Here is a 24,088-nt window from a genome sequence, read left to right as displayed (position 1 = left end):
CCCTGTCCCCTGCCTTTATCTTTCTGTTCTGTAGTGCTGACTATACAGATATCAGTATAGCACAAGGTACGACGCTTTGTCACCTTTTTTTACGGTTTTTGTCGGGTTTTGCGGCCGTTTTTACACTTCACGCCTGCGCTATGCGCCAAAAGTGCAAACCCGCTTTCCGATTGTACGATATACCATCCTTTATACGTTTTGTAGAGGAAAACTGGTTTTCCCATTGTTGAAAACTCTGTGGAAAGTGTGGAAAAACCGCATTCCCATCCACTTTTCCACCATTTGGCAGCGGAGTTTTGCACCGGCTGTTGAAAAGTTTTCCCTATAACAGCCCGGATAAGTCCCTTTGTCAAGTGGGCAAAGCGTTCAAATTTCTCCGCAAAGAGCCGGAAATTTCCCGCGGATTTTACAAATTCTGCCAGTTCCTTTTCTTCCACGGCAAAATGGGCAAAAAGTACATATACTGCGTCGAAAAAAGCTGTTGCTTTTTTGTCAAAGTCAAGGTATAATGAAACCGACGGTACACCGGGGGTCGGTGTGCCCTTCCCACAATTATTATTGGAGGTATCTGTATGCTGGTAAATGCTACCAATATGCTGCTGAAAGCACGCGATGGCCACTATGCTGTGGGCCAGTTCAACATCAATAACCTGGAGTGGACCAAGAGCATCCTGCTGACTGCGCAGGAACTCAATTCGCCCGTCATCCTCGGTGTCTCCGAGGGCGCCGGCAAATATATGACCGGTTTCAAGACCGTTGCCGCCATGGTCAAGGCCATGGACGAGAGCCTGGGCATCACCGTTCCCGTTGCCCTGCACCTGGACCACGGCACCTATGAGGGCGCCAAGGCCTGCGTCGCCGCCGGCTTCACCTCCATCATGTTCGACGGCAGCCACTACGACATCGAAGAGAACGTCGCCAAGACCACCGAGCTGGTCGCTCTGGCTCATGACCATGGCCTGTCCATCGAGGCCGAGGTCGGTTCCATCGGCGGTGAGGAAGACGGCGTCATCGGCATGGGCGAGGTCGCTGACCCTGCCCAGTGCGCCAAGATCTCCAGCCTGGGCATCGACTTCCTGGCTGCCGGCATCGGCAACATCCACGGCAAGTACCCCGCCAACTGGAAGGGCCTGGACTTCGACGCCCTGGACAAGATCCATGCCGCTACCGACAACATTCCTCTGGTGCTGCACGGCGGCACCGGCATTCCTGACGAGATGATCAAGAAGGCCATCAGCCTGGGCGTTTCCAAGATCAACGTCAACACCGAATGCCAGCTGAGCTTTGCCGACGCCACCCGCAAGTATATCGAGGCCGGCAAGGACCTGCAGGGCAAGGGCTACGATCCCCGCAAGCTGCTGGCGCCCGGTGCCGAGGCCATCAAGGCCACCGTGCGCGAGAAAATCGAGCTGTTCGGCTCTGCCAACAAGGCCTGATCTCCTGATCAATTTATAGTACGGCCCGGGGCCGGCGGAACTTCCGCCGGCCCCTTTTGTATTGTCTTTCACCTTCTGTCCCCCACTGTCATAGCCTGTGGGCAGGAGGTGTTTTTTGTATGCCCAATGGAACATTACGCGTCTATGCCTCGGTGGCGGACCAGGCCGCACCGCTGGCCGGTGTCCGGCTGGCCGTGCAGGGGGAATCCGGCACCGTGCTGGCCCGGCTGGAAACCGACGCGGCCGGTGCCGCCGGGCCGCTGTCGCTGGAAGCTCCCGATGCCCGCTACAGTCTGGAAGAAGACAACCGGACGGTGCGCCCCTATGCCGTCTACCGGCTGATTGCCGAAGCGGACAGCTGGCAGGGGCAGATCCTGGACGGCGTGCAGGTCTTTGCCGGGCAGGAGACCGTCGCCCGCCTCTCCTTCCTGCCCGCAGCGCCCGCCGACGCTCCCACCCTGGCTGACACCCGGACCGAGGAGCAGCATGTGGAGATCACCACCATTCCGCCCCACGTTCTCTTTGCCGGGGGCGGCGGCAGCGGCCCCACCCCGGAGGAGTCCCCCGACAGCCGGGTTCTCAGCGAGGTGGTGATCCCCAAAAAGATCACGGTACACCTGGGCAAGCCCTCGGCTAACGTGAGCAACGTGACGGTGGGATTCCAGGAATACATCGCCAACGTGGCTTCCAGCGAGATCTATCCCACCTGGCCGGAGCAGGCCATCCGGGCCAACATTCTGGCCCAGATCAGTCTGGCACTCAACCGCATCTGGACCGAATGGTACCCCAGCCGCGGCTATGCCTTCAACATCACCGGCTCGCCGGGCTACGACCAGGCCTATGTGGCCGGCCGCACCGTCTTTGCGGTGATGGAGCGCATCACGGCGGAACTGTTCAACACTTATGTGCGCCGTTCCGGCGACCAGGAGCCCTACTACACCGAATACTGTGACGGCAAACTGGTGACCTGCCCCGGCATGAAGCAGTGGGGCACCGTGGACCGCGCCAACGAGGGCAAATCCGCCCTGGAAATCCTGCGGTACTATTATGGCAGCCGTGTCCAGCTGGTGACTTCCAACAACATTGCCGCCATCCCCTCCAGCTGGCCCGGCGTGACGCTGAAGCGGGGCTCCACCGGCACCAGCGTGCGCATCCTGCAGCGGCAGCTTTCCCGCATCGCCAAGGACTATCCCTCCTTCGGCAAGCCGGAAGTAACCGGCACCTTTGACGCCGCCACCGAGCAGTGCGTCAAGAACTTCCAGAAGCAGTTCAGCCTGACGGCGGACGGCCTGGTGGGCAAGGCCACGTGGTATAAAATCAGCTACATCTACGTCAGTGTGAAGGACCTGGCGGAGCTGACCAGCGAGGGCGAAACCGCCACCGGCACCGAGAGTTCCGGCAGCTGGCCCGGGGTGGTGCTGCGCCGGGGTTCCGGCGGCAGCGAGGTGGAGCAGGTGCAGTTCTGGCTCTCCGAGCTGGCACAGTTCAACAGCGCCCTGCCCGATCTGACGGTGGACGGCAGCTTCGGCGCCGCCACCGAAAAGGCCGTGAAGATTTTCCAGCAGGAACAGGGCCTGACCGCCGACGGCGTGGTGGGGCAGTCCACCTGGAACGCGCTGTACGCCGCCTGGGTGTCCATGCAGAGCGACCTGGGCGGCACCGCCTGGCCCGGGGTGGTGCTGCGCCGCGGAGATAACGGCATGGACGTGCGGCTGGTCCAGTACTGGCTGCGGCTGGCGGCAGAGAACTACGCCGCGCTGTCCTCAATCAGCGTGGACGGCAATTTCGGTGCCGCCACCCAGCGGGCCATCACGGGATTCCAGACGCTGTTCGGCCTGACCGCCGACGGTCTGGTGGGGCGCGCCACCTGGAACAAACTGAACGAGGTAGCCCTGGCCGTGGCCAACCAAATCGTGGAGCCCGATGTGGCCCCCGGCCAGTTCACCACCACTGTGCGGGAGGGCAGCCGCGGCACCGCCGTGCGGGCCGTACAGTACTATCTGCGGAGGCTGTCGGCCTACTACAGCGACATTCCGTCGGTGACGGTGGACGGTGTCTTCGGGGCGGCCACCACCCGGGCCGTCAAAGCCTGGCAGACTAGGGCCGGGTTGACGGCGGACGGCGTGGTGGGGCAGCTGACCTGGAACAGTCTGTACAGCGCAGCCCAGGCCCTGGCCGACAGCGGCCCCGTGGTACGCTCTTCTTCCCTGCCTGCCCCGGCATCCACCCTGCAGCCCGGAGATTCCGGGGCATCCGTTCTGCGGCTGGACCGTCTGCTGCTCTTCCTGGGGCAGTGGCTGCCGGAGATCAACTTTCTGGGCAGCACCACCCCCAACGACGGCTACTCCGATGATCTGGCCATCACCGTCCGCAGCGCCCAGCGGTATTTCGGCCTGCCGGAGACCGGCGAAGTCTCCCCTGCCGACTGGGAGGTCTTTCTCCGGGCGGCCCGGGCACTGGCCGAGGTGAACCCTGCCGCAGCCGCGCCGGAACCGGACGGCATCTGGCCCGCGGCCGCCCTGACACTGGGCAGTTCCGGGCCCGCCGTGCGGCAGGTGCAGCGCTGGCTGAACCGGATTGCCTCGGTGGACCAGGGGTACAGCTTCGTGCCGGAAACCGGCGACCTGGACGAAGCCACCCAGGCCGCCCTGGAGAATTACCAGCTCACCGCCGGGCTGCCCACGCTGGGGGTGGTGGACGCCGCCACCTGGGAAAGTCTGCGCACGGCCGCCCTGGCCCTGTGCAGCACCTGTCAACAAGCCGAGGAGGGATAACGCCATGGCGAAAGTATTTGTCTACGACAGCTACACCAACAAATTCTACACCTACAACCTGAACGAGAGCGATCCCATGCCCTACAGTTCCGGCACCACACTGCGAGTGCGGGAGTTCCGCGGCTCCAGCAAGTCCAGCGTGCTGTGGACCACCGTGGCCGCCATGGAAGCCTGGAACCTGACCCGGCGCCGCTACGGCAGCGGCATTCCGGTGGGGTACGCCTTCAAGCGCATCTGGGAGGGTGGCCACGGCACCACCAGCCAGCACTATGCCGGGGTGGCCTTCGATGTGGGGCAAAGCCTGGGCAGCACCGCCCGCAAAAAGATCTACGACACTGCCGTGGCCACCGGCGCCTGGGGGTATGTGGAACCGCTCTCCATGACGCCCACCTGGGTGCACTTTGACCGCCGCTACGGCAAGCCGTCCTGCCCCAACACCACCGCCGGCTACCCCACGGTGCGCCGGGGCAGCCGCAGCACCTACGTGCTGATCCTGCAGGACGCCCTCAACGCCCTGGGCTATCCCACCGGTTCGCTGGACGGTGTCTTCGGCGCTGCCACCGAGAGCGCCCTCAAGGCCATCCAGAAGGACTTTTCCCTGACGGCCGACGGCGTCTGCGGCTGCAACAGCTGGAAAAAGATTGCCTCGGCAGCAGTGGGGATCGGCCGCACCTCCACCGTGGTTGATAAATGACAGACAGACTGCTATACTGATACCAAAATCAAGAAGGATGTGAATTGCTGTGGATATGATGGAATTTCTGCGCACCCGCCGCACCTACCGCCGCTTTGAGCAGCGCCCCGTGGCCCCCGAGCTCCTGACCGAGGCCGTGGAGGCCGCCCGCATCGCCAGCTGCGGCAACAACCGGCAGACGCTGAAGTATATGATCGTGCAGAGCCCCGCCATGGTGGCCGCCGCACAGCCGCTGGTGCACTGGGCCGCCAGCCTTCCGCCTGAACAGGGCTGCCCCAAACCGGGAGAACAGCCGGTGGCCTTCATCGCGGTGCTGCAGGACGAACGCCTGCCCGGCGGCAGCGACACCGACGTGGGGCTTGCCATGGGCAGCATGACGGCCGCCGCCTGGGCCCACGGGGTGGGCAGCTGCCTGATGGGTTCCATCGACCGCCCTGCCCTCACCCAGCTGCTGGGGCTGCCCGAGGGTGTCAAGCTGCGGTACATGGTGGCCTTCGGCTATCCCAGCCACCAGAGCCATCTGGTCACCGCCGTGGACGGCAACGTCAAGTACTATCTGGACGACGCCCGGGATTACTGCGTACCCAAGCGCCCCCTGGAGGAAGTTCTGCTGAAAACCCTGTAACATTCCACAGAAAATGTCCCCGGCCCGCATGGGCCGGGGACATTGTATTATCTGTATCAGCCGAGAATGGCAAAGCTCTGGGCGCCCAGGCGCAGTGTTTCACCCTGCACCTCTGCCTGCCCGATGACGAAGAGCGGCCGTGCGCCCTCCTCCAGCTTCAGCGGCAGGTCGGCCGCCGCACCCGCCGGGTTGACCGCACAGCACAGGTCTCCGCGGCGCCAGGCAAAGGGGCGGTAATCCCCTTTGGCCTTGGGGGCAAACAGCACCTTGAAGGGCGCGTCGCCGTCCAGTTCCCGGTGGGCATGGCGGAAGGCCAGCAGGTCCTGCACGGTATGCCACAGACTGCCCGGGTCGGCCTGCTGGGCGGCCACGGTGGGGGCGTCCGCCGCCGGGTCCACCGGCAGGTAGAGGGTCTCCGGGTCAGCCTCCGAAAAGCCCAGGTTTTTCCCCGGCGCCCACTGCATGGGAGTGCGGGAACCCGTGCGGAAGTAGCCGCCCTCCTTGGTGGGGAGCTTCTGGTACCGCATGCCGATCTCATCGCCATAGTAAAGGAAGGGCGCACCCGGCATCGTGAAGATCATGGCGTAGGCCAGCCGCAGTTCGTCGGTGGTAAGCCCCGCCGACGGCCGCACGGTGTCGTGGTTACAGGTGATCAGGCAGTACAGCCCGTCCTTGTGGGTCGCCTTGTAGCTGGGCAGCCAGTCGTCCAGGAATTTGTCGATGCCGGTGCCGGAATCCTTGCAGAAATAGGCCTTGCCGATGTGGCGGGGGTTGCTGTCCATCTCGCCGTCGTAGGCGCGCAGCAGCCAGTCGTAGCCGTTGCCCGCCTCGTTGAGCATGAAATCCATGTCAAAACCGCTTTTCAGCGACATCCGGGGGCCGTTCCACTCGCTGACCAGCGCTGCCTCGGGGAATTCTTTCTGCATCATGGCGGAAAGTTCCCGCCAGATGGCACAGGTATATTTCTTGTGCCGGGTGTCGTTCTTGACCAGGCTGGAGGCCATATCCACCCGGAAGCCGTCGCAGCCCATGGACAGCCAGAACCGCATCACATCCTTGATGGCCTCCACCGTGGCCCGGCAGTCCGGCGCATCGGTGGGCTGCTGCCAGGGCTGGTGGATTTTGCCGTAACCGTAGTTCAGCGCCGGCTGGCACTTGAAAAAGTTCAGGATATAGGTAGCGCTGCGCTCGCACTCACCGCCGATGAACGGCATGCCGTCCCCCGAGGCAAAGCAGTGGTCGGTCCAGATATACCGCCCGGAATACTCGTTTTTCTCCGCTTTGCTGCTGGCCAGAAACCAGGGATGCTCCTCGCTGGTATGGCCGGGCACCAGGTCCAGCAGCACATGGATGCCCTTTTCATGGGCGGTGCGGAACAGCTCGGCCGCGTCCTCGTTGGTGCCGTAACGCGGGGCGATCTTTTTGTAATCCCGCACATCATAGCCCGCATCCTTGAAGGGGGAATCAAAGCAGGGGTTGATCCAGATGGCATTGCAGCCCAGTTCCTTTATATAGTCCAGCTTCGCGATGATGCCCGGCAGATCCCCGATGCCGTCCCCGTTGGTATCGTAAAAACTCTGGGGGTAAATCTCGTAAAAGACCGCGTCCTTCAGCCACGTTTTCATACCTGACCTCCTGTGCGTACCGTCGGTACGCCTGTTTTTTCTTTATACTAGTCAATCCAATGTGTCTTGTCAATTCCGCACTTTGTACAAAACGCTCTATAGATTTTCTGCTTTTCCACCAAAAAACGACCATTCCGCCAAATTATTAACAAATTGTGGATAAGCCGTTGACATCGCCATGTCAGCGCGCTAAAGTAATGAAGCAAGCGATTGTAAGACTAATATTGGAAAAGAGGGAGTAAAAATCATGAATACGCTTGTGATCATTCTGATCGCAGCGGTGTGCCTGGTATGTGCGTACGCCGGGTATGGCCGCTGGATCGCCAAAAACTGGGGTATCGACCCCAACGCCAAAACTCCTGCTGTGCGGCTGGAAGATGGCGAAGACTATGTTCCCACCAACGGCTGGACCGTGTTCAGCCACCAGTTCTCCTCCATTGCAGGTGCTGGCCCCGTCACCGGTGCCATCCAGGCGGCCGCTTTCGGCTGGCTGCCCGTCCTGCTGTGGGTGCTGCTGGGCGGCATCTTCTTCGGTGCCGTCACCGACTTCGGCGCGCTGTACGCCAGCGTGAAGAATGACGGCAAGTCCATGGGCATGCTGATTGAAAAGTACATCGGCAAGCTGGGCCGCCGCCTCTTCCTTCTGTTCTGCTGGCTGTTCACCCTGCTGGTTATCGCGGCCTTCGCCGACATGGTGGCCAACACCTTCAACGCCTACACCACCACAGACGGCGTGACCTCGCTGGCCGCCGCTGCCCAGACCAACGGTGCCGCCGGCATGGTCTCCATCATGTTCATGGTGTTCGCCGTCATCTTCGGCCTGATCCAGAAGAAGTTCAACTTCGATGGCTGGAAGGAAGCCGTCATCGGCATCGTCTTCATCATCCTGTCCTTTGTGATCGGCTCCAACTTCCCCATCATCCTGGGCAAAGAGGGCTGGATCTACATCACCTTCGTCTACATCTTCTTCGCGGCGGTGCTGCCCATGTGGCTGCTGAAACAGCCCCGTGACTACATGACCACCTTCATGTTCATCGCCATGATCATCGGCGCCGTGGTGGGCCTGGTGGTGGCGCATCCCACCATGAATCTGCGCCCCTTCACCAGCTGGACCGTGGTCAGCGGTGAGAACGGCAGCCTCATCAGCGGCAGCCTGTTCCCCATCCTCTTCGTCACGGTGGCCTGCGGTGCTGTTTCCGGCTTCCACAGCCTGGTTTCCTCCGGCACCTCCTCCAAGACGGTGGAGAATGAGAAGGACATGCTGAAGGTCGGTTACGGCGCCATGGTGCTGGAAAGCCTGCTGGCTGTGCTGGCCCTCTGCGTGGCCGGTGCTTCCGCCGCGGCCGACGGCACTCCCGCCGCCGGTACCCCGTTCCAGGTCTTCAGCAACGGCGTGGCCGGTTTCTTTGAGATGTTCGGCGTGCCCGTCTATGCCGCCACCGTCTTCATGACGATGTGCGTTTCCGCTCTGGCCCTGACCAGCCTGGACGCCGTGGCCCGTATCGGCCGCATGAGCTTCCAGGAACTGTTCAGCGTGGACGACATGAAGCATGCCGAGGGCTGGCGCAAGCTGTTCTGCAACACCTACTTCTCCACCATCGTCACGCTGGTCTTCGGCTTCATCCTGGCCAAGATCGGTTACAACAACATCTGGCCGCTGTTCGGTTCCGCCAACCAGCTGCTGAGCGCTCTGGTGCTGGCTACCCTCTGCGTCTTCCTGAAGGTGACCGGCCGCAGCAACAAGATGCTGTTCCCGCCGCTCATCATCATGCTCTGCGTGACCTTCACCGCCCTGGTGCAGATCCTGGTGGGCTGCGTGCAGGCCTACATGGCCGGCAGCGCCACCTTCCTGATGCAGGGCCTGCAGCTGATCCTGGCCATCCTGCTGATCCTGCTGGGCGTCATCATCGTGGTCAACTCGCTGCGCGTCTACGCGGCCAGCGAGAAGAACAGCGAGAAGGCTTCTGCGCAGTAAGCTGTTTTTTCCCATTTGAGGCAGCAATCTTGACAAAATAGAGTGTAAAGGGTACAATACCGTTATGGCCGCAACGGCGCGGCTGCGCGCTGCGCCGAGTTGCTGCCGGGATTTGTAGCTTGAACCCCGGTATTCCGCAAGAATACCGGGGTTTTTAGCGGTATTGAGGGAATTGGATATCATTAAGGAGGAGCCCCATCGTGAAACTGAAGAAAACCTTGAGCCTGTGCCTGGCTGCCGTGCTGACGGCCGGCCTGGTGGGCTGCGGTTCTACCGCCACCACCAGTGAGAGCACTGCGGAGAGCGAGAGCGCCGCTTCCACCGCCGAGACCGGCAGCACCGAGGCAGACGCCGCGGCCGCCCCGGACGGCGACGGCGATCCCACCACCCTGACGGTGGCCATGGAGTGCGCCTATGCGCCCTACAACTGGACCCAGAGCGACGATTCCAACGGCGCTGTGCAGATCCGCGATTCCAGCGACTACGCCTACGGCTACGACGTTATGATGGCGAAGAAGATCGCCGATGCGCTGGGCCAGAAGGTTCAGGTCGTCAAGCTGGACTGGGACAGCCTGATTCCCGCCGTCATGAGCGGTGACGTGGACTGCGTCATCGCCGGCCAGTCCATCACCAGCGAGCGCGCCCAGCAGGTGGATTTCTCTGACCCCTACTACTACGCCTCCATCATCACGCTGGTGAAGAAGGACGGCCCCTACGCCAGCGCCAAGAGCGTGGCCGACCTGAGCGGTGCTGTCTGCACCAGCCAGCTGGGCACCATCTGGTATGACAACTGCCTGCCCCAGATCCCCGACGCCGACATCCTGCCGGCCCAGGAGACCGCCCCGGCCATGCTGGTGGCTCTGGAGAGCGGCGCCTGTGACGTGGTTGTGACCGACCGTCCCACCGCCCAGGCTGCCACCGTTGCCTACCCCGACTTCGTGGCCCTGGACTTCGGCGGCGGCGACGGTGACTTCGAGGTCAGCGACGAGGACATCAACATCGGCATCTCCATGAAGAAGGGCAACACTGCTCTGAAGGATGCCATCAACGGCGTGCTGGCCACCATGACCACCGACGATTACAACACCATGATGGATGAAGCCATCAGCGTGCAGCCCCTGAGCGAGTAAAATCGTACAACCCTTGCCCCAGGCAGCCCTCGCGGACTGTCTGGGGCTGTGGTGGTTTCAGGCCCCCTGGCAAGGAAATCAAAAAGGAGTTATCCCCATGCAAGACTTTTTCGTAAACTGCGCCACCGTACTGCAGAAATACGGTTTTTCCTACCTGCGCGGCGCAGGCACTACCCTGCTGCTGGCGCTGGTGGGCACCTTCTTCGGATGCCTGATCGGCTTTGCCATCGGTGCACTGCAGACCATCCCTATCGACAAACAGCGCGACCCCGTCTGGAAGCGTGGTCTTTTGCACCTGCTCCACGGTGTGCTGCGCTGCTATGTGGAACTGTTCCGCGGCACCCCCATGATCGTGCAGGCCGTCTTCATCTACTACGGCCTGATGCAGCTGTTTGACATCAAGCTGGGCATGTGGCCCGCCGGTTTCCTCATCGTCTCCATCAACACCGGCGCCTACATGGCCGAGACGGTCCGCGGCGGCATCGTCTCCATCGATCCCGGCCAGACCGAGGGCGCCATGTCCATCGGCATGACCCACTGGCAGACCATGCTCCATGTGATCCTGCCCCAGGCGCTGCGCAACATCATTCCCCAGATCGGCAACAACTTCATCATCAACATCAAGGATACCTCGGTGCTGTCGGTCATCTCCATCACCGACCTGTTCTTCGTCCACAAGAGCGTGGTGGGTGCCCTGTACACCTACTTTGAGAGCGCCACCATCGTCATGATCATCTACCTGACCATGACGCTGCTGGCCAGCTATCTGCTCCGTCTGTGGGAGAAGGCGCTGGACGGCCCCCAGAACTACGACCTGAACACCACCGACACCCTGGCCTACACCAGCGGCATGTACAATGCCCCCGACCCGGCCCACGAGCCGCAGAATCTGGATATGAAAGGAGAGGCTTCCCATGTCTGAGTCCATCATTCAAGTTCGCCACCTCTCCAAGAGCTTCGGCACCCACGTGGTGCTGCGGGATGTGGATTTCACCGTCAATGCCGGCGATGTCACCTGTGTGATCGGCGCTTCGGGCAGCGGCAAGTCCACCCTGCTGCGCTGCATCAACCTGCTGGAGACTCCCACCAGCGGCAATGTGCTCTTCCACGGGCAGGAGATCACCGCCAAGGGCTTTGACCCCTGCGCCTACCGTGCCAAGGTGGGCATGGTGTTCCAGAGCTTCAACCTCTTCAACAACATGTCGGTGCTGGACAACTGCACCGCCGGCCTGCGGTATGTGCTCCACCAGGACAAGGAAACCGCCCGCCGCACAGCGCTGGAAAACCTGGAAAAGGTGGGCATGGCCCCCTACATCCACGCCAAACCGCGGCAGCTTTCCGGCGGCCAGAAGCAGCGTGTAGCCATTGCCCGCGCCCTCTCCATGCAGCCCGAGGTGCTGCTCTTCGACGAGCCCACTTCCGCCCTGGACCCCCAGATGGTGGGCGAGGTGCTGGCCGTCATGCGCCAGCTGGCCAAGGACGGTCTGACGATGATCGTCGTCACCCACGAGATGGCCTTTGCCCGGGATGTGTCCAGCCATGTGGTCTACATGGCCGACGGCGTCATCGCCGAGGAGGGCACCCCCGCCGATATCTTCGAGCATCCCCAGAACCCCCGCACCGTGGAATTCCTTTCCCGGTTCCGCCAGGAGTAAAAAAGTGAAAAGAGCCGCCTGCATTGCCAGGCGGCTCTTTTGTTTATTGCAGCAGTTCCCGCACAGTCTTCATTCCCGCCTCGGTGAGGGCAGTCTCCCGCCCTGCACGCCGGGTTTCCGCTGTGGTGTACTGTACGGTCAGCCCCGGCTGGGCGGTCAGATAGTCCAGCGTCTTTTCCAGGCCGCCCAGCTCGGTGGCCATGAGGTCGGTGAGGGTGCGGGCACTGTACTGCCGCCAGGCTTCCGGCATGGCGGCCAGCAGATCGGGATTCTGCCGCACAAAGGCCTCCCACACAGCGGCCCGCACATCGGCCTGTCTGCCCGCCGTATCCAGGGCGCCCTGCAAGGTGGCAATCAGTTCCGGTGCATCCGCCGCACTGAATTCCGCCACCGAATCCTCCCCGTAGCCGATCTCCGTCCGCTGCTCTTTGGAGAGCAGCGCCGCAGTGTCCAGACGGGCCGTAGCCGTTGACCCCACGCAGTCCTGCCAGCATGCCGGTGTGGCCGCCAGATAGTACAGCTCCCCCACCGCCGTCTCCCCAGTGGCAATGGTCTGGCTCAGCAGCTGGGCGGCCCGCCCTGCCCCCGCTGACAGCGCACAGTCGGCCAGCGTGGTGGTGCCCGCCGGGGCCGCCACCTGGAGATTGCCGGGCAGCGCGCAGAGTGTCACCGTCTGGGCCGGACCATCCACCCGGGCCACCACAAAGGCGGGTTCCTCCTGCTGCACCACCAGCAGCATCCGCCAGCTGTCCTGGGCGCCCTGTTCCACCGGCAGGCCGCCCCGTTCGGCCGCAGCCTGCCGCAGCACATTCTGCTCCTGGCGCTGGTGCACCAGAAAGGCCGTCAGGCCGATGAGCGGCAGAAGCAGCAAAAGCGTCAGCCCCAGGCTGTACCAAAAAACACCGGGCCGTGAACGCATAAACAACACCTCTCTGTGTCAGAATCTAGGTATAGTGTGGGCCGTGGAGCCCACCTGTATACCAAAGGAGGTTTGAGTTATGTTTCATGAACCGTTTGGCCCCCGCGGCGCCGAGGATGAGCGCGACACCTTCTGGACCGACCTGGGAGAGGTGACCGACGCGGCCTACCGCAGCGATCCCGCGGACACATTCCCGGAGGCCCGGCGCACGGTGGACACCCAGTCGGCCCACCACTACACGCCGGATTCGGACCAGCAGGTGCTGCCTCTGGCCCCCGAGACACTGACCGGGGAGGACAGCGCCAGCCGGCAGGACCCGCTGGGCAGCTGGACCGGCGTGCCCCGTGATGACAAGTACGAGACCCCCACCCAGGACGCCGACGACCTGTAAAAAGCACGAAGCGACCCGCTGCCTGTAAGACAGCGGGTCGCTTGTATTCTGTTCAGATTTTGCGGTAAAGAAGATACCGGAACCCGATCTCGGTGGTCAGGGTATGGCAGACCGCCAGCCGGGCCGCACCGTCGGCGGGGGTATTCCAGTAGTAGGGCGTCATGGCAAACAGCTGCTGCACACTCTCCCCTTCCAGGGTCAGCGTGGCCGTGGCCTCCCGCTCCTCCACGAAGGCAAAACCCTCGTAGGCGGTCTGTTTTACCTCATTTTCATAGGGTGTTTTGTAGAGCACCTGTTTGAGGCCGTAGAGATGCCGGGCCGTGGGCACCGCGTAGACCAGATACCCGCCCGGGCGCAGCATGCGGTGGAACTCCGCCCCCGCAAAGGGAGAAAAGATGTTCAGCAGAAGATCCGCCCAGCCGTCCCGCACCGGGGCACTGAAGCTGCCGCCCACGCAGAAGGCGGCCTCCGGCACCTTTCTGGCCGCCAGCCGCACCGCTTCCTTGGAAAGGTCAAAGCCGACGATCCGGGCATCGGGCAGGGCGTCCTGCAGATAGCGGTCATAGCTGCCTTCCCCGCAGCCCGCATCCACAATATGCCCGTGGGGCAGGCCGGCGCACAGTGCAGCCAGCGCCTGCATCAGCGGTTCGTAGTGTCCCGCCTCCAGGAAGGCACGCCGGGCGCGGACCATCTCCTTGCCGTCCCCCGGATCGGCTGCATGCTTTTTCTGGATGGCCAGCAGATTAGCATAGCCCTCCTTGGCCAGGTCAAAGCTGTGGGCCTTGGGGCACCGCAGGGTGCGCCCCACTAGCAGCAGCGGACCACCGCACACCGGACAGCGCAGGGCCGCCGCCAGGGCCGGGGTCATTGGGCGGCTCCGTCATTCACCGGGGCCGTTTCTTCCTCGGGCAGCGGCACCGTCATACCGCCGTGGGCCGCCAGGTATTCCTCAAAGTTGGCAAACTTCTGTTTGGGCGGACGGCGCGCGATGAGCTCCAGCCCGGGGTCCTCGTCGGCCGCCCGGCGCTGGCTGCGGGAAGCGCGGGAAGAGGGCTTCTGGCCGTGGTTCTGCTCCTTGGCCGGTGCCTGCTGCTGTCCCCCGTTGCCGCCCCGGCCGCGACGGCCGGACGAAGGCGCCTGGGAAGCCGCCTCCCCCTGGGCACCGCCCCGATGGCGGCCGCGGGCGGAAGGTGCCGGGGCGTTCTGTTCTTTATTCTCCTTGCGCGGCGGCTGCTGCCGGGCAGGTTTCTCCTTGGCAGCCGGCTGGGCCTGCTTCCCGTTTTCCCGGGCGGCCTGGCTCTGGGCATTCTGGGAAGCACCCGCGCCGGAACCGCGGCGGCGACGACGGCGGCGCGGTGCGCCGGACGGATTTTGTGCGGTTTTTTCCATACTTCACCTGATTTTCTTTTAACCGATCACTCGGCATTCATTGTAATAACGTTTTTCCTCCGCATGACCCATGCTGAAGGTCTTGCGCGGCAGTACGCCGCCCAGCACAACACCCCGGAAGAGGTCCGCCTTGTTGAAGTCGGGCAGCAGAATGGCTGTGGCCGGACGATCGGGCCGGGAGGCCAGCGCCATCGCCGTGGAGGCACCGTGGATGTAGTCCACGCTGGCATCGGGATGCTTGGGCAGCCAATCCTCCAGGAAGGCCTCGATGCTGCCCACTGTCAGCGGCGCCGACGGATTCTGCAGCGCCACGGCGATCTCGCCCTGGCGGTCCGCCAGACGGAACCGCTGGGTCGACGGCTCGGTGCGCTTGCCCTGGGCATTGTCCCAGCGGTCCAGGTCCTGGTACAGCTCCTTGGCCGTGACGCCGAACACCACCCGGTGGATGGGTTCAATCTCGATGGCCGGGCTGTGCACATTGCAGACCTCCGCCAGGCACCAACGCGCCGGATGGGTCTTGCGCTGTTCTTCGGTGAGGGTGGGTTTCAGCTCCTCCCAGTAGGCTTTCGCCGTGGCCAGGCTGTGGTTGCCGTCGCCAACGGCCAGCACCATGGGGGTCTGGCCCGCGGCTGCCGGCCACCGCCGGGCAAACGCCTCCGGGTCAGCCAGCGCCGCCAGGGCGGCATCGATCTGGGCAATACGGGCGGGGTCCTCCACCGCCCAGCCCCGCAGGTGTCCGCCGCCCAGCATCAGTTCGCCGTCATAGAGCAGCGGCAGTTCCTCCTTGCAGGCACCGATGGGCTCGATGAGCGTCTTGCCCGCATCGTCGGCCAGCATCATCACGTGAGGCGTTTCCAGCAGCGCGCCGCGGCGCACTTTCAGGCGCGGCGGAATCCGCTCTACCACGGTGCTCTCGCTGGGCCGGATGGCCGTGTGGCTGCCCGGCGCGTAGTCGTACGCCTCCAGGTCCACAGCACCCACCAGACCCTGGCGGATGCTGCCATCCATCTGGGTCCGCTCCACATACACATACCCGTGCACCTGGCGCGTCAGCACCCGGATGCGGTACTGCTCCATGGTATCACGGATATCGTGCAGCCGCTGTTCCTCCTGGGGCGTGCCAAGGTAGGCCTCGGGCAGCACGATGTGCAGCGTACTGGGATGGTCCTTGGCCAGTTCCTCGGCGCGCTGCCAGTATTCCGGCTGGGAAGTAAACTGATCCACCGCAATGCAGGCCCAGGGGTCCAGCGGGGTGCCCTCAGCCGGAAGCAGAATATCTGCAGCAACAAAGCACGGAAGTGCCATACAAAAAAGCCTCCTCCAAATCAGAGCACAACGGCATGTCCCACCAGACCGTAGATGGCCAGGGAGAGAATGCCGATATAAATCAGGGAACTGGGAAGTCCCTGGAAGATCGCCGGTACATCCTTACTGCGCAGGCGGCGCCGGCCTTCCCGCACGATAAAGATGATGAACACATAGCCCAGCGCACTGCCCAATCCGAAGGCAATGCTCTGCATCATGGTATAGTTCTGGTTGGCACAGATCAGCAGAACACCCAGCACGCCGGTACTGCAGCCGCCCAGGGTCAGCTGGGCGTGGCAGGCCTGCCGCTGACGGCGGGGCAGCACAAACAGCAAAATCCAGGTCAGGATCATGGCCGCCGACGCACAGCTCAGGTAAATCAGCGGGCGCAGGGCCGCCACGGGCAGCCATTCCGGCAGGTAGTTACGCAGCCAAGGAAACAGCAGATTGTGGGCCGCCCAGCCCATGGGGGCGGAAAAGGTCATGACGAGAATCAGGGGCAGACTGAAGTCCCAGACCTGGGCTTTGTGGTCGGGGACCAGCTTCAGCAGACGGGTGACACCCAGGGCCCGGGCCAGAATGACGTTTTCCGCAAAGATGGCAAGGCCCATATAGGTGATGAAGTCCAGCACACCGCGCAGCAGCGGCACAAATTCAATGTTTACGGCCGGCATACAGGCGATGCACCTCCTCCCGTTTATAATCGGTGTAGGCATTGGCCACCGCGCACCAGACCGCCGCGATGACGCCCACCAGGACGAAACCGCCGGCAGGCTGTGCCGCCAGCGGCAGCGGCGCCGTCTGGATCACCTCATGACCGAACACCGTACCGCTGGCCAGGAACTCCCGCAGGCAGCCCACAATCAGCAGGGCTATGCACATGCCGATGCCGTTGTTGAAGCCGTGGCGCAAAGCGTCGCCCAGCGGTTCCAGTTCACTGAATTCCATGCGCTTGACAATGGCCGGTTCCACAACGAGGATAGGCAGATAGATACCCAGGGCCGTCAGGCTGTTGCCGAAGAATTCATACAGCAGAATGTACACAGGGATATAGAGCAGGGCCGCCGCGTAGCTGTAGATGACGGGGCGGAACCGGTTGCCGCTGAGATGGCACACCGCCACCGCCAGCACCCGGGTAAAGGTGATGAGCAGCAGGCTGGCCACACAGAGGATCAGTGCCCGCTCCCCGTCCAGCGCAGCACCGATGACCGGTGCCAGGCCAAGGCCGCGGACCATCACGGGGTTGGACAGCCAGATATGGTCGCTGCGGATCTTTTCATTCAGTTCCGCCTCCGCCTCGGCGCGACTGCGCAGCAGTCCGGCCTGGCGCTTCGGGGCGGCCGGCGGCGCTTCCCTGCGGGGGGCCGGTTCTTTCTGAACCGGCTGCTGTTGCTGCTGCGGCGGCTGCTGTTGCTGGGGTGCCGGGGCCGGTTCCGGCACTTTCAGTGCCGGTTCCGCGGGACGGGCAGGCTGCGGTGCCGGCTTTACCGCCGGGATGCGGATCGTCGCCTCGGTGCGGGATTCCGCTGTTTCGGCAGGCCGGGCTGCAGGCTGCTTTTCCGGTGCAGGCCGGGACGTGGGGAAATGCCAGGCCGGGCGCTGGGTGCGGTGGGATGCCTCCTCCCGGCGCTCCGCCTCCCGCTGGGCCTGCTCCTGCCGCATCTGCTCCAGCATCGCCTTGCGCTCCTCGTCGGTATGGCGCTTGCGGCTGGTGGGAATGATGCGGCGCGCGTCCGGTTCGGGCTGCGGCTGGGACTCCTCGGGCTTCGGGGCGATGGTCCCCTGCATCTCGGCAATGGCCTGCTCGATCTCGGCACGGGATGCCCCCTGCGCCGCCATCGACCGGGCCTTTTCCAGCATTTCCTTGGTAATATGGGGGATGATCAGCGTTTCGGAATGTTCTTCCCCCTTGCGGCGGTTATTCCGGTTTTGTAAACTGGGCAAGGCGCTGCTCCTCCTTCCTCATAAAGCGGATACGCTCGGTGCGGTGGCTGATCAGATCCAGCCATTCCGGAATGGCGCCCACAATGAGCAACGCCAGGCAGGCGGCGCTCTCGTAGGGGCTGAACACCCGGAAGGCATAGGTGGCAATGCCCAGCGCTGCACCATACACAATACGGCTGCTGGTGCGGTTAGGCATGGTCACCGGCTCACAGATCAGGAACAGACCACCGAACAGCATCGTTCCCGAGAGAATGATATATTTTTCCAGATAGATACGCTGGCGCACATATTCCCACGGCCAGCTGACCACCGGCAGCTCGTTGAGCTGGGGCAGCAGCCAGGGCAGGCCGATGCAGAAGATGAGGAACGGGATGAGCACCGACAGACGGATGCGTCTGCGCACCAGCAAAAAGAGGCCGCAGGCAATGACCACAAGGGCTGCCGTGGTGCCCAGGCCGCCCGAGACATTGCCGGTGAGCAGATTCATGGTGCTGGCGCTGGGCAGACCGCCGTCCCGCAGGGTAGCGTTCATGCCCTCCACCAGGTCGGCATCGGAAACGCCCCACACCGGCAGCCAGACGCCGGGGGCGGGATACTGATAGACGGCATCCGGCCAGGAAATGCCGGCCACCGCCATGCCAACCGCCGCCGGGTGGAAGGGATAGTGTCCCTCGCCGCCGAAGGCCTCCTTGACCAGAACTGCCGCAATGACGGCCGCAACGACCACCGCGTAGGGTACCGTTGCCGGCATCATCAGCACGATCAGGGCCGCAAAGCATTCGCTGGACGGCTCATGGGAATGGTACCCTGCCCCGTGCAGCGGTGCCAGGGCACAGTCGCACAGATAGGCCGTCAGCAGTCCCGTCAGCAGCAGCAGCACCGGACGGGGGCCATAATAGTACCAGGCCATTCCGATCAACGGAACGGAACACCACAGCAGATCACGATAATAATCGTAATTCTCGCTGCGTTCGATTTTCATACGATTCGCCATGGGATTTGGTATCTCCTTTGGTTCGTTCAGGCCTGCCCGTGGAGCAGACGTACCACCGCGGCCGGATCCTCCGCGCGGAACAGCGAATTGCCGACCACCAGCCAGTCGGCGCCGGCCTGCACACAGGCAGGGCCGGTCTCGGCGTTGATGCCGCCGTCCACTTCCAGCACGGTGGAACAGCCCCGGCGCTTGCGCTCGGCATCCAGCACCGCCAGCCGCCGGGGCGTGCCGGGCAGGAACTTCTGCCCGCCGAAGCCGGGCTCCACGCTCATGACCAGAATCAGATCCGCCACGCCCAGATACGGGAAAGCAGCTTCCACCGGGGTTCCCGGCCGGATGCTGATGCCCACCTGGCAGCCGGTGGCCCGGATGGCGGCAATGACTTCCTCCGCCGTGTCGGGCACCGCCTCCAGGTGGAAGGTGATCAGGTCGGCGCCTGCCTTGGCAAAATCCGCCGCGTACCGCGCCGGGTCGCTGATCATCAGGTGCACGTCGTAATAGGCATCGGGCAGCGCCTGGTGCAGGCTCTGCAGGACCGGTGCGCCGTAGCTGATGTTGGGCACAAAGTGGCCGTCCATCACATCAATATGCAGAAGATCCACGCCCTCCTGCAGAAGGCGCGTACAATCCTCCTGGAGGTTGGCAAAGTCCGCCGACAGGATCGAAGCGGCAATTTTGGTCATAGGAAGTTGCTCCCTTTCTCTATCTTTCCCACACTCCTCCGTGCCGTATTTCCGCACAGAGATATACTAGAATATTATAGCCGATTATCACCCAAAAAGCAAGGCAGCAGCCCCGGCGCCGGTCAGCAAAAATACCGCAGGTCCGCGCTGCGGCGGCTCTGCGGTATTTTTTACATCAGCCCAGTTCGGCCCGTACCCGGTCCAGCGCCACCTCGATGACGCGGTCCATGTCGTAGTACTTGTACTCGCCCAGACGGCCGCCGAACAGCACGTTGGGCTGGGCATCGGCCAGCTCCTTGTACCTGGCATACAGTGCGCCGTTGGCCTCGTCGTTCACCGGGTAGTAGGGCTCGTCGCCCGGTTTCCACTCGGCGGAATACTCCCGGCTGATCACCGTCTTGGTGCCCGGCTCGGTGGAGCCGAAGACAAAATGCTTGTGCTCAATGATGCGGGTGTAGGGGGTCTCGGCATCAGTGTAGTTGATGACCGCGTTGCCCTGGTAGTTGGGCATGTCCAGCGTTTCGGTCTCAAACCGGACGCTGCGGTACTGAAGAGCCCCCAGCTTGTAATCGAAGTAGGCGTCGATGGGGCCGGTATAGACCACCTTGGAAGCCAGTGCATCCAGGGCGGCGCGGTCCTTGAGGTAATCGGTGTTCAGCCGCACCTCGATGCCCTGCAGAAGGTTAGCCACCAGCGCCGTGTACCCTTCCACGGGAATGCCCTGGTACAGGGCGTTGAAATAGTTGTTGTCAAAGGTGAAACGCACCGGCAGCCGCTTGATGATGAAGGCCGGCAGCGCCGTGCAGGGACGGCCCCACTGCTTTTCGGTATAGCCCTTGATGAGCTTTTCGTAGATGTCCATGCCCACCAGGTTGATGGCCTGCTCCTCCAGGTTGCGGGGATGCTCGGTGTAGTGGGCGGCCCGCTGCTCCTCGATCTTGGCCTGGGCCTGGGCCGGCGTGATGACGCCCCACATCTTGTTGAAGGTGTTCATGTTGAAGGGCATGTTGTACAGCTCGCCCTTGTAGTTGGCCACCGGGGAATTGGTGTAGCGGTTGAAGGTGGCAAACCGGTTGACGTAGTCCCACACCTCCTTGTTGTTGGTGTGGAAGATATGAGCGCCATAACGGTGCACGGCGATGCCCTCGATGTCCTCGGTGTAGATGTTGCCGGCGATGTGGTCCCGCTTGTCGATGACCAGGCAGCGCTTGCCGGCCGCCGTCGCCTCGTGGGCAAATACCGCGCCGAAAAGACCGGTGCCCACAATCAGATAATCATACATGAACCGTTTCCTCCTCAACTTTCCGTACTGTTGTATGGTGCAGGGGCCTCTGCCTGCGGCGGGTCGTATACACGGCCCAGCCCAGCAGCCCCAGAATCGTTACCAGGGTGACCGCTTCCGCCCCGTGCCAGAGCAGCGGCGGCGTATAGCGTACCTGCACGGTCCCCCGGTAGCCGGCCGGCACCGTAACCTGCAGGCAATGGGATTCGTTCTCCGTCAGGGGCAGCGTCTGCCCGGTGGCGGTATCCACAGCGGTGTAATGCTGGTAGGCCAGCAGCGGCAGGTCAACAGCAGCCTCCTGTGCCGACGGGTTCTCGCATTCCAGCACGCCGTTCTCCTGCCAGGAGACCGTCACCCCGGGATTTTCCGCCGAGGCTTCCGAACTTGCAAAGGTGGCAAAATCCGCGCCGGCCGGCAGGTAATCGTACCCCATGGTTTCGTAGGGGAAATCCGTGACGGTCTCGGTGCTGATCAGCGTTATGGTGTCCTGCCGGTAGGCATATTCACTGTAGAAGACACCTACATAGAGCAGCGTGGCCGCCACAACGGCAATCGCCATCCCTTGGGCCAGACGCGGCGCGGCGGATTCCGCCAGCTGCAGGGCCGTCACCGTGATGACCCCCAGCAGCACCACCGCCACCGCCAGATAGCGCCAGCTGAACTGGGGCTTGAGCAATATATCCACCAGGGTCTGGGGCAGTTTGTTGGCCAGCCAGTCCCAGGGGAAGGACGTGGTGGACAGCCACAGAGCCAGCAGGCAGAGCGCCAGGCTGCCCCGCAACCCCAGCCAGCGGTTGCGGCTTTCCAGGGTGTGCTGCCACGCCCCGCGCCGCACACAGCACCACAGCGCCAGCACCAGCACCACACAGCCCGCCAGACCGATGGTCAGCGGCATATCGCCGGTGGTACCCGGCCCCGAACTGCCCCCCGCTGTGCCGAAAAATCCCAGCAGCTGGATCAGATAGGTGCCGGTGGACTGCAGCGGCGACGGATGTACATCGCTGATCATGACCTTCTGGCTCTTGAGCGTCTGCAGGCAGGGCAGCAGGAACCAGCAGCTTAGCCCCACAGCCACCACCACCGCCTTGCAGGCGGCCAGCAGACGGGCAGGGCGCACCATTACCGGCAGGTTGCACAGCCAGAACAGCGCCAGAAAGAGGGCGGCCAGCTCGGTGGTGAGCAGATGGCTCTGGACGATGCCCGCCATCCCTAAGGCCAGCGGCAGCCAGTCCCGGGGAGCGGGGCGGTCCTGCCGGGCAATGGCCCAGGCCCCCAGCGCCACCAGCGGCAGAAAGACCATGGCGGTGTACTCCCCCACCGAGCCGCGCAGCATCAGGTTGGTGAGCCGGTAGGCGCACAGCGTGTAGGCGAAGGCCGCCACAGCGCCGTATAGCCGATGCCCGCCGATGCGCGAAAAGCTGTAGTAGGCCGCCAGCATGGTGGCGGCGTTGACCAGCACCACATACAGCTGGTAGCAGGTCTGCAGGGGCAAAAACGCGTTGTACAAAAGGGCGGGGATATACAAAAACAGGTCACAGTAATACAGCGGTGTGGCCGCACCGTAACCGTTGAAGCCGTCGGTGAAAAGGCGCACCGGGAACTGTCCGTCGGCCAGCGCCTGGGCCACCGCCCAGATACGGTAACAGTGGAACCGCAGATCGTGGCCGGTGTACAGGAAATCGGCGCAATAGGGCAGGCTGGCCAGCACTATGCCGCCCGCCACCAGCAACACCACACCCCAGCCGCAGCGGGGCGCCCGGGGGCTGTCCCCTAAAAAGAGCAGGCTCAGCAGCCAGTCGGCCACCGCAAACAGCAGCAGCCAGCCCACCAGCGAGGTTGCCCGCCAGATGGGCTGTTCGGTCAGCGTCACGCTCTGCAGGGAAAACTGCTGCCCCTCCGCCGGGGTCTCGGTCACCGTCAGCGTCAGATCCTCCACCGTGGCGGCCGTGCCGACCCACAGCCGGGCCGTCACGGTGGAGCGGTTGCCGGTGAGGGTGATGGCATCGCTTTGCAATGCCGCCGGGTTTTGGGCCGAGGCGAAGGACAAGGTGGCTACCGTCCCGTCGTCGGCGCGGTTGGGGTCATGTGGATAGGTCGCTTCATAACTGACCGTGACCCGGTATCCGCCGGAAGGCAGCGTCACCGGCTGGGACACACTGCTGCCGTCCTCCTGCCGGGTCATGCCGTCCAGCGGCACCGAGACTTCCACCAGTGGTCGGAAGGCCCCCGCCACCAAAGCGGCCAGGAACAGCAGTTCCACCAGGAAGACCGCCCCGAACAGCGGATGGATCTTCAGGAAGGCCCGGGTGCGGGCCGTGGCGTTCATTCCCCGGCCGTGCGCTTCCAGTGCTGCACGGTCTGAAGCTGGAATTCAAAGTCCCGGGCGTCCTTGGCCAGCTGGCTGGAGAGGATCACGCCCGATACAAAGAGAAGCAGGGCTGCCACCAATACGAAGCAGCAGACGATGAGGGTCGGGAAGCGGGGCACGAGACCGGTGTGGAAATACTCGTTGAGCACCGGGATCATGAACCCGATGCCGAACACCGCCAGCACCGCCGCCAACACGCCGAAGAAGGTGAAGGGACGGTAGTTCTTGAAGAGGCGCAGGATGGTGCCCAACACCTTGAAGCCGTCCGAGTAGGTGTTGAGTTTGCTCTCGGAACCCTCGGGGCGGTCGCGGTATTCGATGACCACGTTGTCCACCTGCATGTTGCGCTGGAGGGCATGGATGGTCATCTCGGTCTCGATCTCAAAGCCCCGGGAGAGTACCGGGTAGGTTTTGACAAACTGGTAGCTGAACGCCCGGTAGCCCGTCATGATGTCCTTGATCTTGCCGCCGAACAGGTGGTTGGTGCAGAAACGCACCAGATCGTTGCCGAAGTTGTGGAAGGGGCGCTTGTTCTGGGTGTAGTAGGTGCTGGAAAGACGGTCCCCCACCACCATGTCTGCCTGGCGCTGGGTGACGGCGCGCACCATCTCGGGCGCGGCCTCGGCGGGATAGGTGTCGTCCCCGTCCACCAGCACGTAGGCTTCGGCATCGATCTCCCGGAACATCCGGCGCATGACGTTGCCCTTGCCCTGCTGGTATTCATGCCGCACCACCGCACCGGCAGCGGCCGCCAGTTCCGCGGTGCCGTCGGTGGAGTTATTGTCGTATACATAGATGGTGGCCTCGGGCAGCACCCGACGGAAATCCGTGACCACCTTTTCCACCGTTTTGGCCTCGTTGTAGCAGGGAATCAAAACCGCAATTTTGTCCATCACCGC

Annotated in this window: 22 protein-coding genes; 9 read left to right on the top strand and 13 right to left on the bottom strand. The window is 63.2% G+C overall.

All coding sequences use genetic code 11. The features are described from left to right. Positions 1–89: 89 nt before the first annotated feature. Positions 90–620: a hypothetical protein gene (locus ABGT73_RS02965; RefSeq protein ID WP_346668351.1), complete on the bottom strand. Its 531-nt coding sequence runs from the start codon at positions 618–620 to the stop codon at positions 90–92. Here ABGT73_RS02965 and fba point away from each other — a divergent pair. The 4 genes from fba to ABGT73_RS02945 all read left to right on the top strand — a co-directional run bounded on the left by fba (position 573) and on the right by ABGT73_RS02945 (position 5,529). Beyond that, on the top strand, positions 573–1,436 hold the full coding sequence (fba, locus tag ABGT73_RS02960; protein WP_346668350.1) for a class II fructose-1,6-bisphosphate aldolase: 864 nt from the start codon (positions 573–575) through the stop codon (positions 1,434–1,436). The two genes, ABGT73_RS02965 and fba, sit on opposite strands and share 48 nt — an antisense overlap. Before the next feature lie 119 nt (positions 1,437–1,555). After that, positions 1,556–4,210, top strand: coding sequence for a peptidoglycan-binding protein (locus tag ABGT73_RS02955; RefSeq protein WP_346668349.1), 2,655 nt, complete (start codon positions 1,556–1,558; stop codon positions 4,208–4,210). 4 nt (positions 4,211–4,214) lie between these two features. Next, the gene (locus ABGT73_RS02950) at positions 4,215–4,904 is read left to right on the top strand and encodes a peptidoglycan-binding domain-containing protein (RefSeq protein ID WP_346668348.1); all 690 of its coding nucleotides are present in this window, start codon (positions 4,215–4,217) and stop codon (positions 4,902–4,904) included. A 55-nt stretch (positions 4,905–4,959) separates the two neighbouring features. Continuing rightward, complete coding sequence (locus ABGT73_RS02945; RefSeq protein WP_346670302.1) at positions 4,960–5,529, top strand: nitroreductase family protein; 570 nt, start codon at positions 4,960–4,962, stop codon at positions 5,527–5,529. A 56-nt stretch (positions 5,530–5,585) separates the two neighbouring features. Here the strand turns inward: ABGT73_RS02945 and ABGT73_RS02940 are convergent, their stop codons facing one another. Beyond that, entirely contained in the window at positions 5,586–7,154 is a 1,569-nt protein-coding gene (locus ABGT73_RS02940; RefSeq protein ID WP_346668347.1) for an alpha-amylase family glycosyl hydrolase, read from the bottom strand. A gap of 247 nt (positions 7,155–7,401) precedes the next feature. Here ABGT73_RS02940 and ABGT73_RS02935 point away from each other — a divergent pair, with 247 nt between their 5' ends. The 4 genes from ABGT73_RS02935 (at position 7,402) to ABGT73_RS02920 (ending at position 11,914) form a co-directional block, all read left to right on the top strand. Continuing rightward, on the top strand, positions 7,402–9,129 hold the full coding sequence (locus tag ABGT73_RS02935; RefSeq protein ID WP_346668346.1) for a carbon starvation CstA family protein: 1,728 nt from the start codon (positions 7,402–7,404) through the stop codon (positions 9,127–9,129). Positions 9,130–9,329: 200 nt separating this feature from the next. Next, positions 9,330–10,259 (top strand): transporter substrate-binding domain-containing protein, encoded by a 930-nt coding sequence (locus ABGT73_RS02930; RefSeq protein ID WP_346668345.1) that lies wholly within the window; start codon positions 9,330–9,332, stop codon positions 10,257–10,259. 97 nt (positions 10,260–10,356) lie between these two features. Beyond that, positions 10,357–11,181: an amino acid ABC transporter permease gene (locus tag ABGT73_RS02925; RefSeq protein ID WP_346668344.1), complete on the top strand. Its 825-nt coding sequence runs from the start codon at positions 10,357–10,359 to the stop codon at positions 11,179–11,181. Beyond that, positions 11,174–11,914 (top strand): amino acid ABC transporter ATP-binding protein, encoded by a 741-nt coding sequence (locus tag ABGT73_RS02920; protein WP_346668343.1) that lies wholly within the window; start codon positions 11,174–11,176, stop codon positions 11,912–11,914. Before ABGT73_RS02925 ends, ABGT73_RS02920 begins: the two co-directional genes overlap by 8 nt. 43 nt (positions 11,915–11,957) lie before the next feature. Here ABGT73_RS02920 and ABGT73_RS02915 read toward each other — a convergent pair whose 3' ends face one another. After that, positions 11,958–12,833, bottom strand: a complete 876-nt coding sequence (locus ABGT73_RS02915; protein WP_346668342.1) for a hypothetical protein — start codon at positions 12,831–12,833, stop codon at positions 11,958–11,960. 79 nt (positions 12,834–12,912) lie between these two features. Between ABGT73_RS02915 and ABGT73_RS02910 the strand changes: the two genes are divergently transcribed. Further along, a complete protein-coding gene (locus tag ABGT73_RS02910) occupies positions 12,913–13,224 on the top strand; it encodes a hypothetical protein (RefSeq protein ID WP_346668341.1) in 312 nt (103 codons plus the stop codon). Between the two features lie 52 nt (positions 13,225–13,276). Here ABGT73_RS02910 and ABGT73_RS02905 read toward each other — a convergent pair whose 3' ends face one another. From ABGT73_RS02905 to ABGT73_RS02860, 10 genes are all read right to left on the bottom strand, one after another. Further along, positions 13,277–14,092: a putative RNA methyltransferase gene (locus ABGT73_RS02905; RefSeq protein WP_346668340.1), complete on the bottom strand. Its 816-nt coding sequence runs from the start codon at positions 14,090–14,092 to the stop codon at positions 13,277–13,279. Then, positions 14,089–14,613, bottom strand: coding sequence for a hypothetical protein (locus ABGT73_RS02900; RefSeq protein WP_346668339.1), 525 nt, complete (start codon positions 14,611–14,613; stop codon positions 14,089–14,091). The genes ABGT73_RS02905 and ABGT73_RS02900 overlap by 4 nt, the downstream gene beginning before the upstream one ends. An 18-nt stretch (positions 14,614–14,631) precedes the next feature. After that, on the bottom strand, positions 14,632–15,918 hold the full coding sequence (locus tag ABGT73_RS02895) for a DUF1015 domain-containing protein (RefSeq protein WP_346668338.1): 1,287 nt from the start codon (positions 15,916–15,918) through the stop codon (positions 14,632–14,634). 20 nt (positions 15,919–15,938) lie between these two features. Then, positions 15,939–16,592 carry an Rnf-Nqr domain containing protein gene (locus tag ABGT73_RS02890; protein WP_346668337.1) on the bottom strand — a complete coding sequence of 218 codons (654 nt, stop codon included), beginning with the start codon at positions 16,590–16,592 and terminating at the stop codon, positions 15,939–15,941. Beyond that, positions 16,573–17,862, bottom strand: coding sequence for an Rnf-Nqr domain containing protein (locus tag ABGT73_RS02885; RefSeq protein WP_346668336.1), 1,290 nt, complete (start codon positions 17,860–17,862; stop codon positions 16,573–16,575). The genes ABGT73_RS02890 and ABGT73_RS02885 overlap by 20 nt, the downstream gene beginning before the upstream one ends. Then, positions 17,837–18,856, bottom strand: a complete 1,020-nt coding sequence (locus ABGT73_RS02880; RefSeq protein ID WP_346668335.1) for an RnfABCDGE type electron transport complex subunit D — start codon at positions 18,854–18,856, stop codon at positions 17,837–17,839. The genes ABGT73_RS02885 and ABGT73_RS02880 overlap by 26 nt, the downstream gene beginning before the upstream one ends. Positions 18,857–18,882: 26 nt before the next feature. Continuing rightward, the gene (gene rpe, locus ABGT73_RS02875; protein ID WP_346668334.1) at positions 18,883–19,539 is read right to left on the bottom strand and encodes a ribulose-phosphate 3-epimerase; all 657 of its coding nucleotides are present in this window, start codon (positions 19,537–19,539) and stop codon (positions 18,883–18,885) included. A 175-nt stretch (positions 19,540–19,714) separates the two neighbouring features. Further along, entirely contained in the window at positions 19,715–20,821 is a 1,107-nt protein-coding gene (glf, locus tag ABGT73_RS02870; protein WP_346668333.1) for a UDP-galactopyranose mutase, read from the bottom strand. Further along, positions 20,814–23,147 (bottom strand): hypothetical protein, encoded by a 2,334-nt coding sequence (locus ABGT73_RS02865; protein ID WP_346668332.1) that lies wholly within the window; start codon positions 23,145–23,147, stop codon positions 20,814–20,816. The genes glf and ABGT73_RS02865 overlap by 8 nt, the downstream gene beginning before the upstream one ends. Then, the gene (locus ABGT73_RS02860; RefSeq protein WP_346668331.1) at positions 23,144–24,082 is read right to left on the bottom strand and encodes a glycosyltransferase; all 939 of its coding nucleotides are present in this window, start codon (positions 24,080–24,082) and stop codon (positions 23,144–23,146) included. Before ABGT73_RS02860 ends, ABGT73_RS02865 begins: the two co-directional genes overlap by 4 nt. Between the last annotated feature and the right edge of the window lie 6 nt (positions 24,083–24,088).

The sequence above is a fragment of the uncultured Subdoligranulum sp. genome (genome assembly GCF_963931595.1).
Taxonomy (GTDB): domain Bacteria; phylum Bacillota; class Clostridia; order Oscillospirales; family Ruminococcaceae; genus Gemmiger.
Note: the sequence above shows the minus strand (reverse complement) of the source record. Positions and strands in the feature narration are given on the sequence as shown.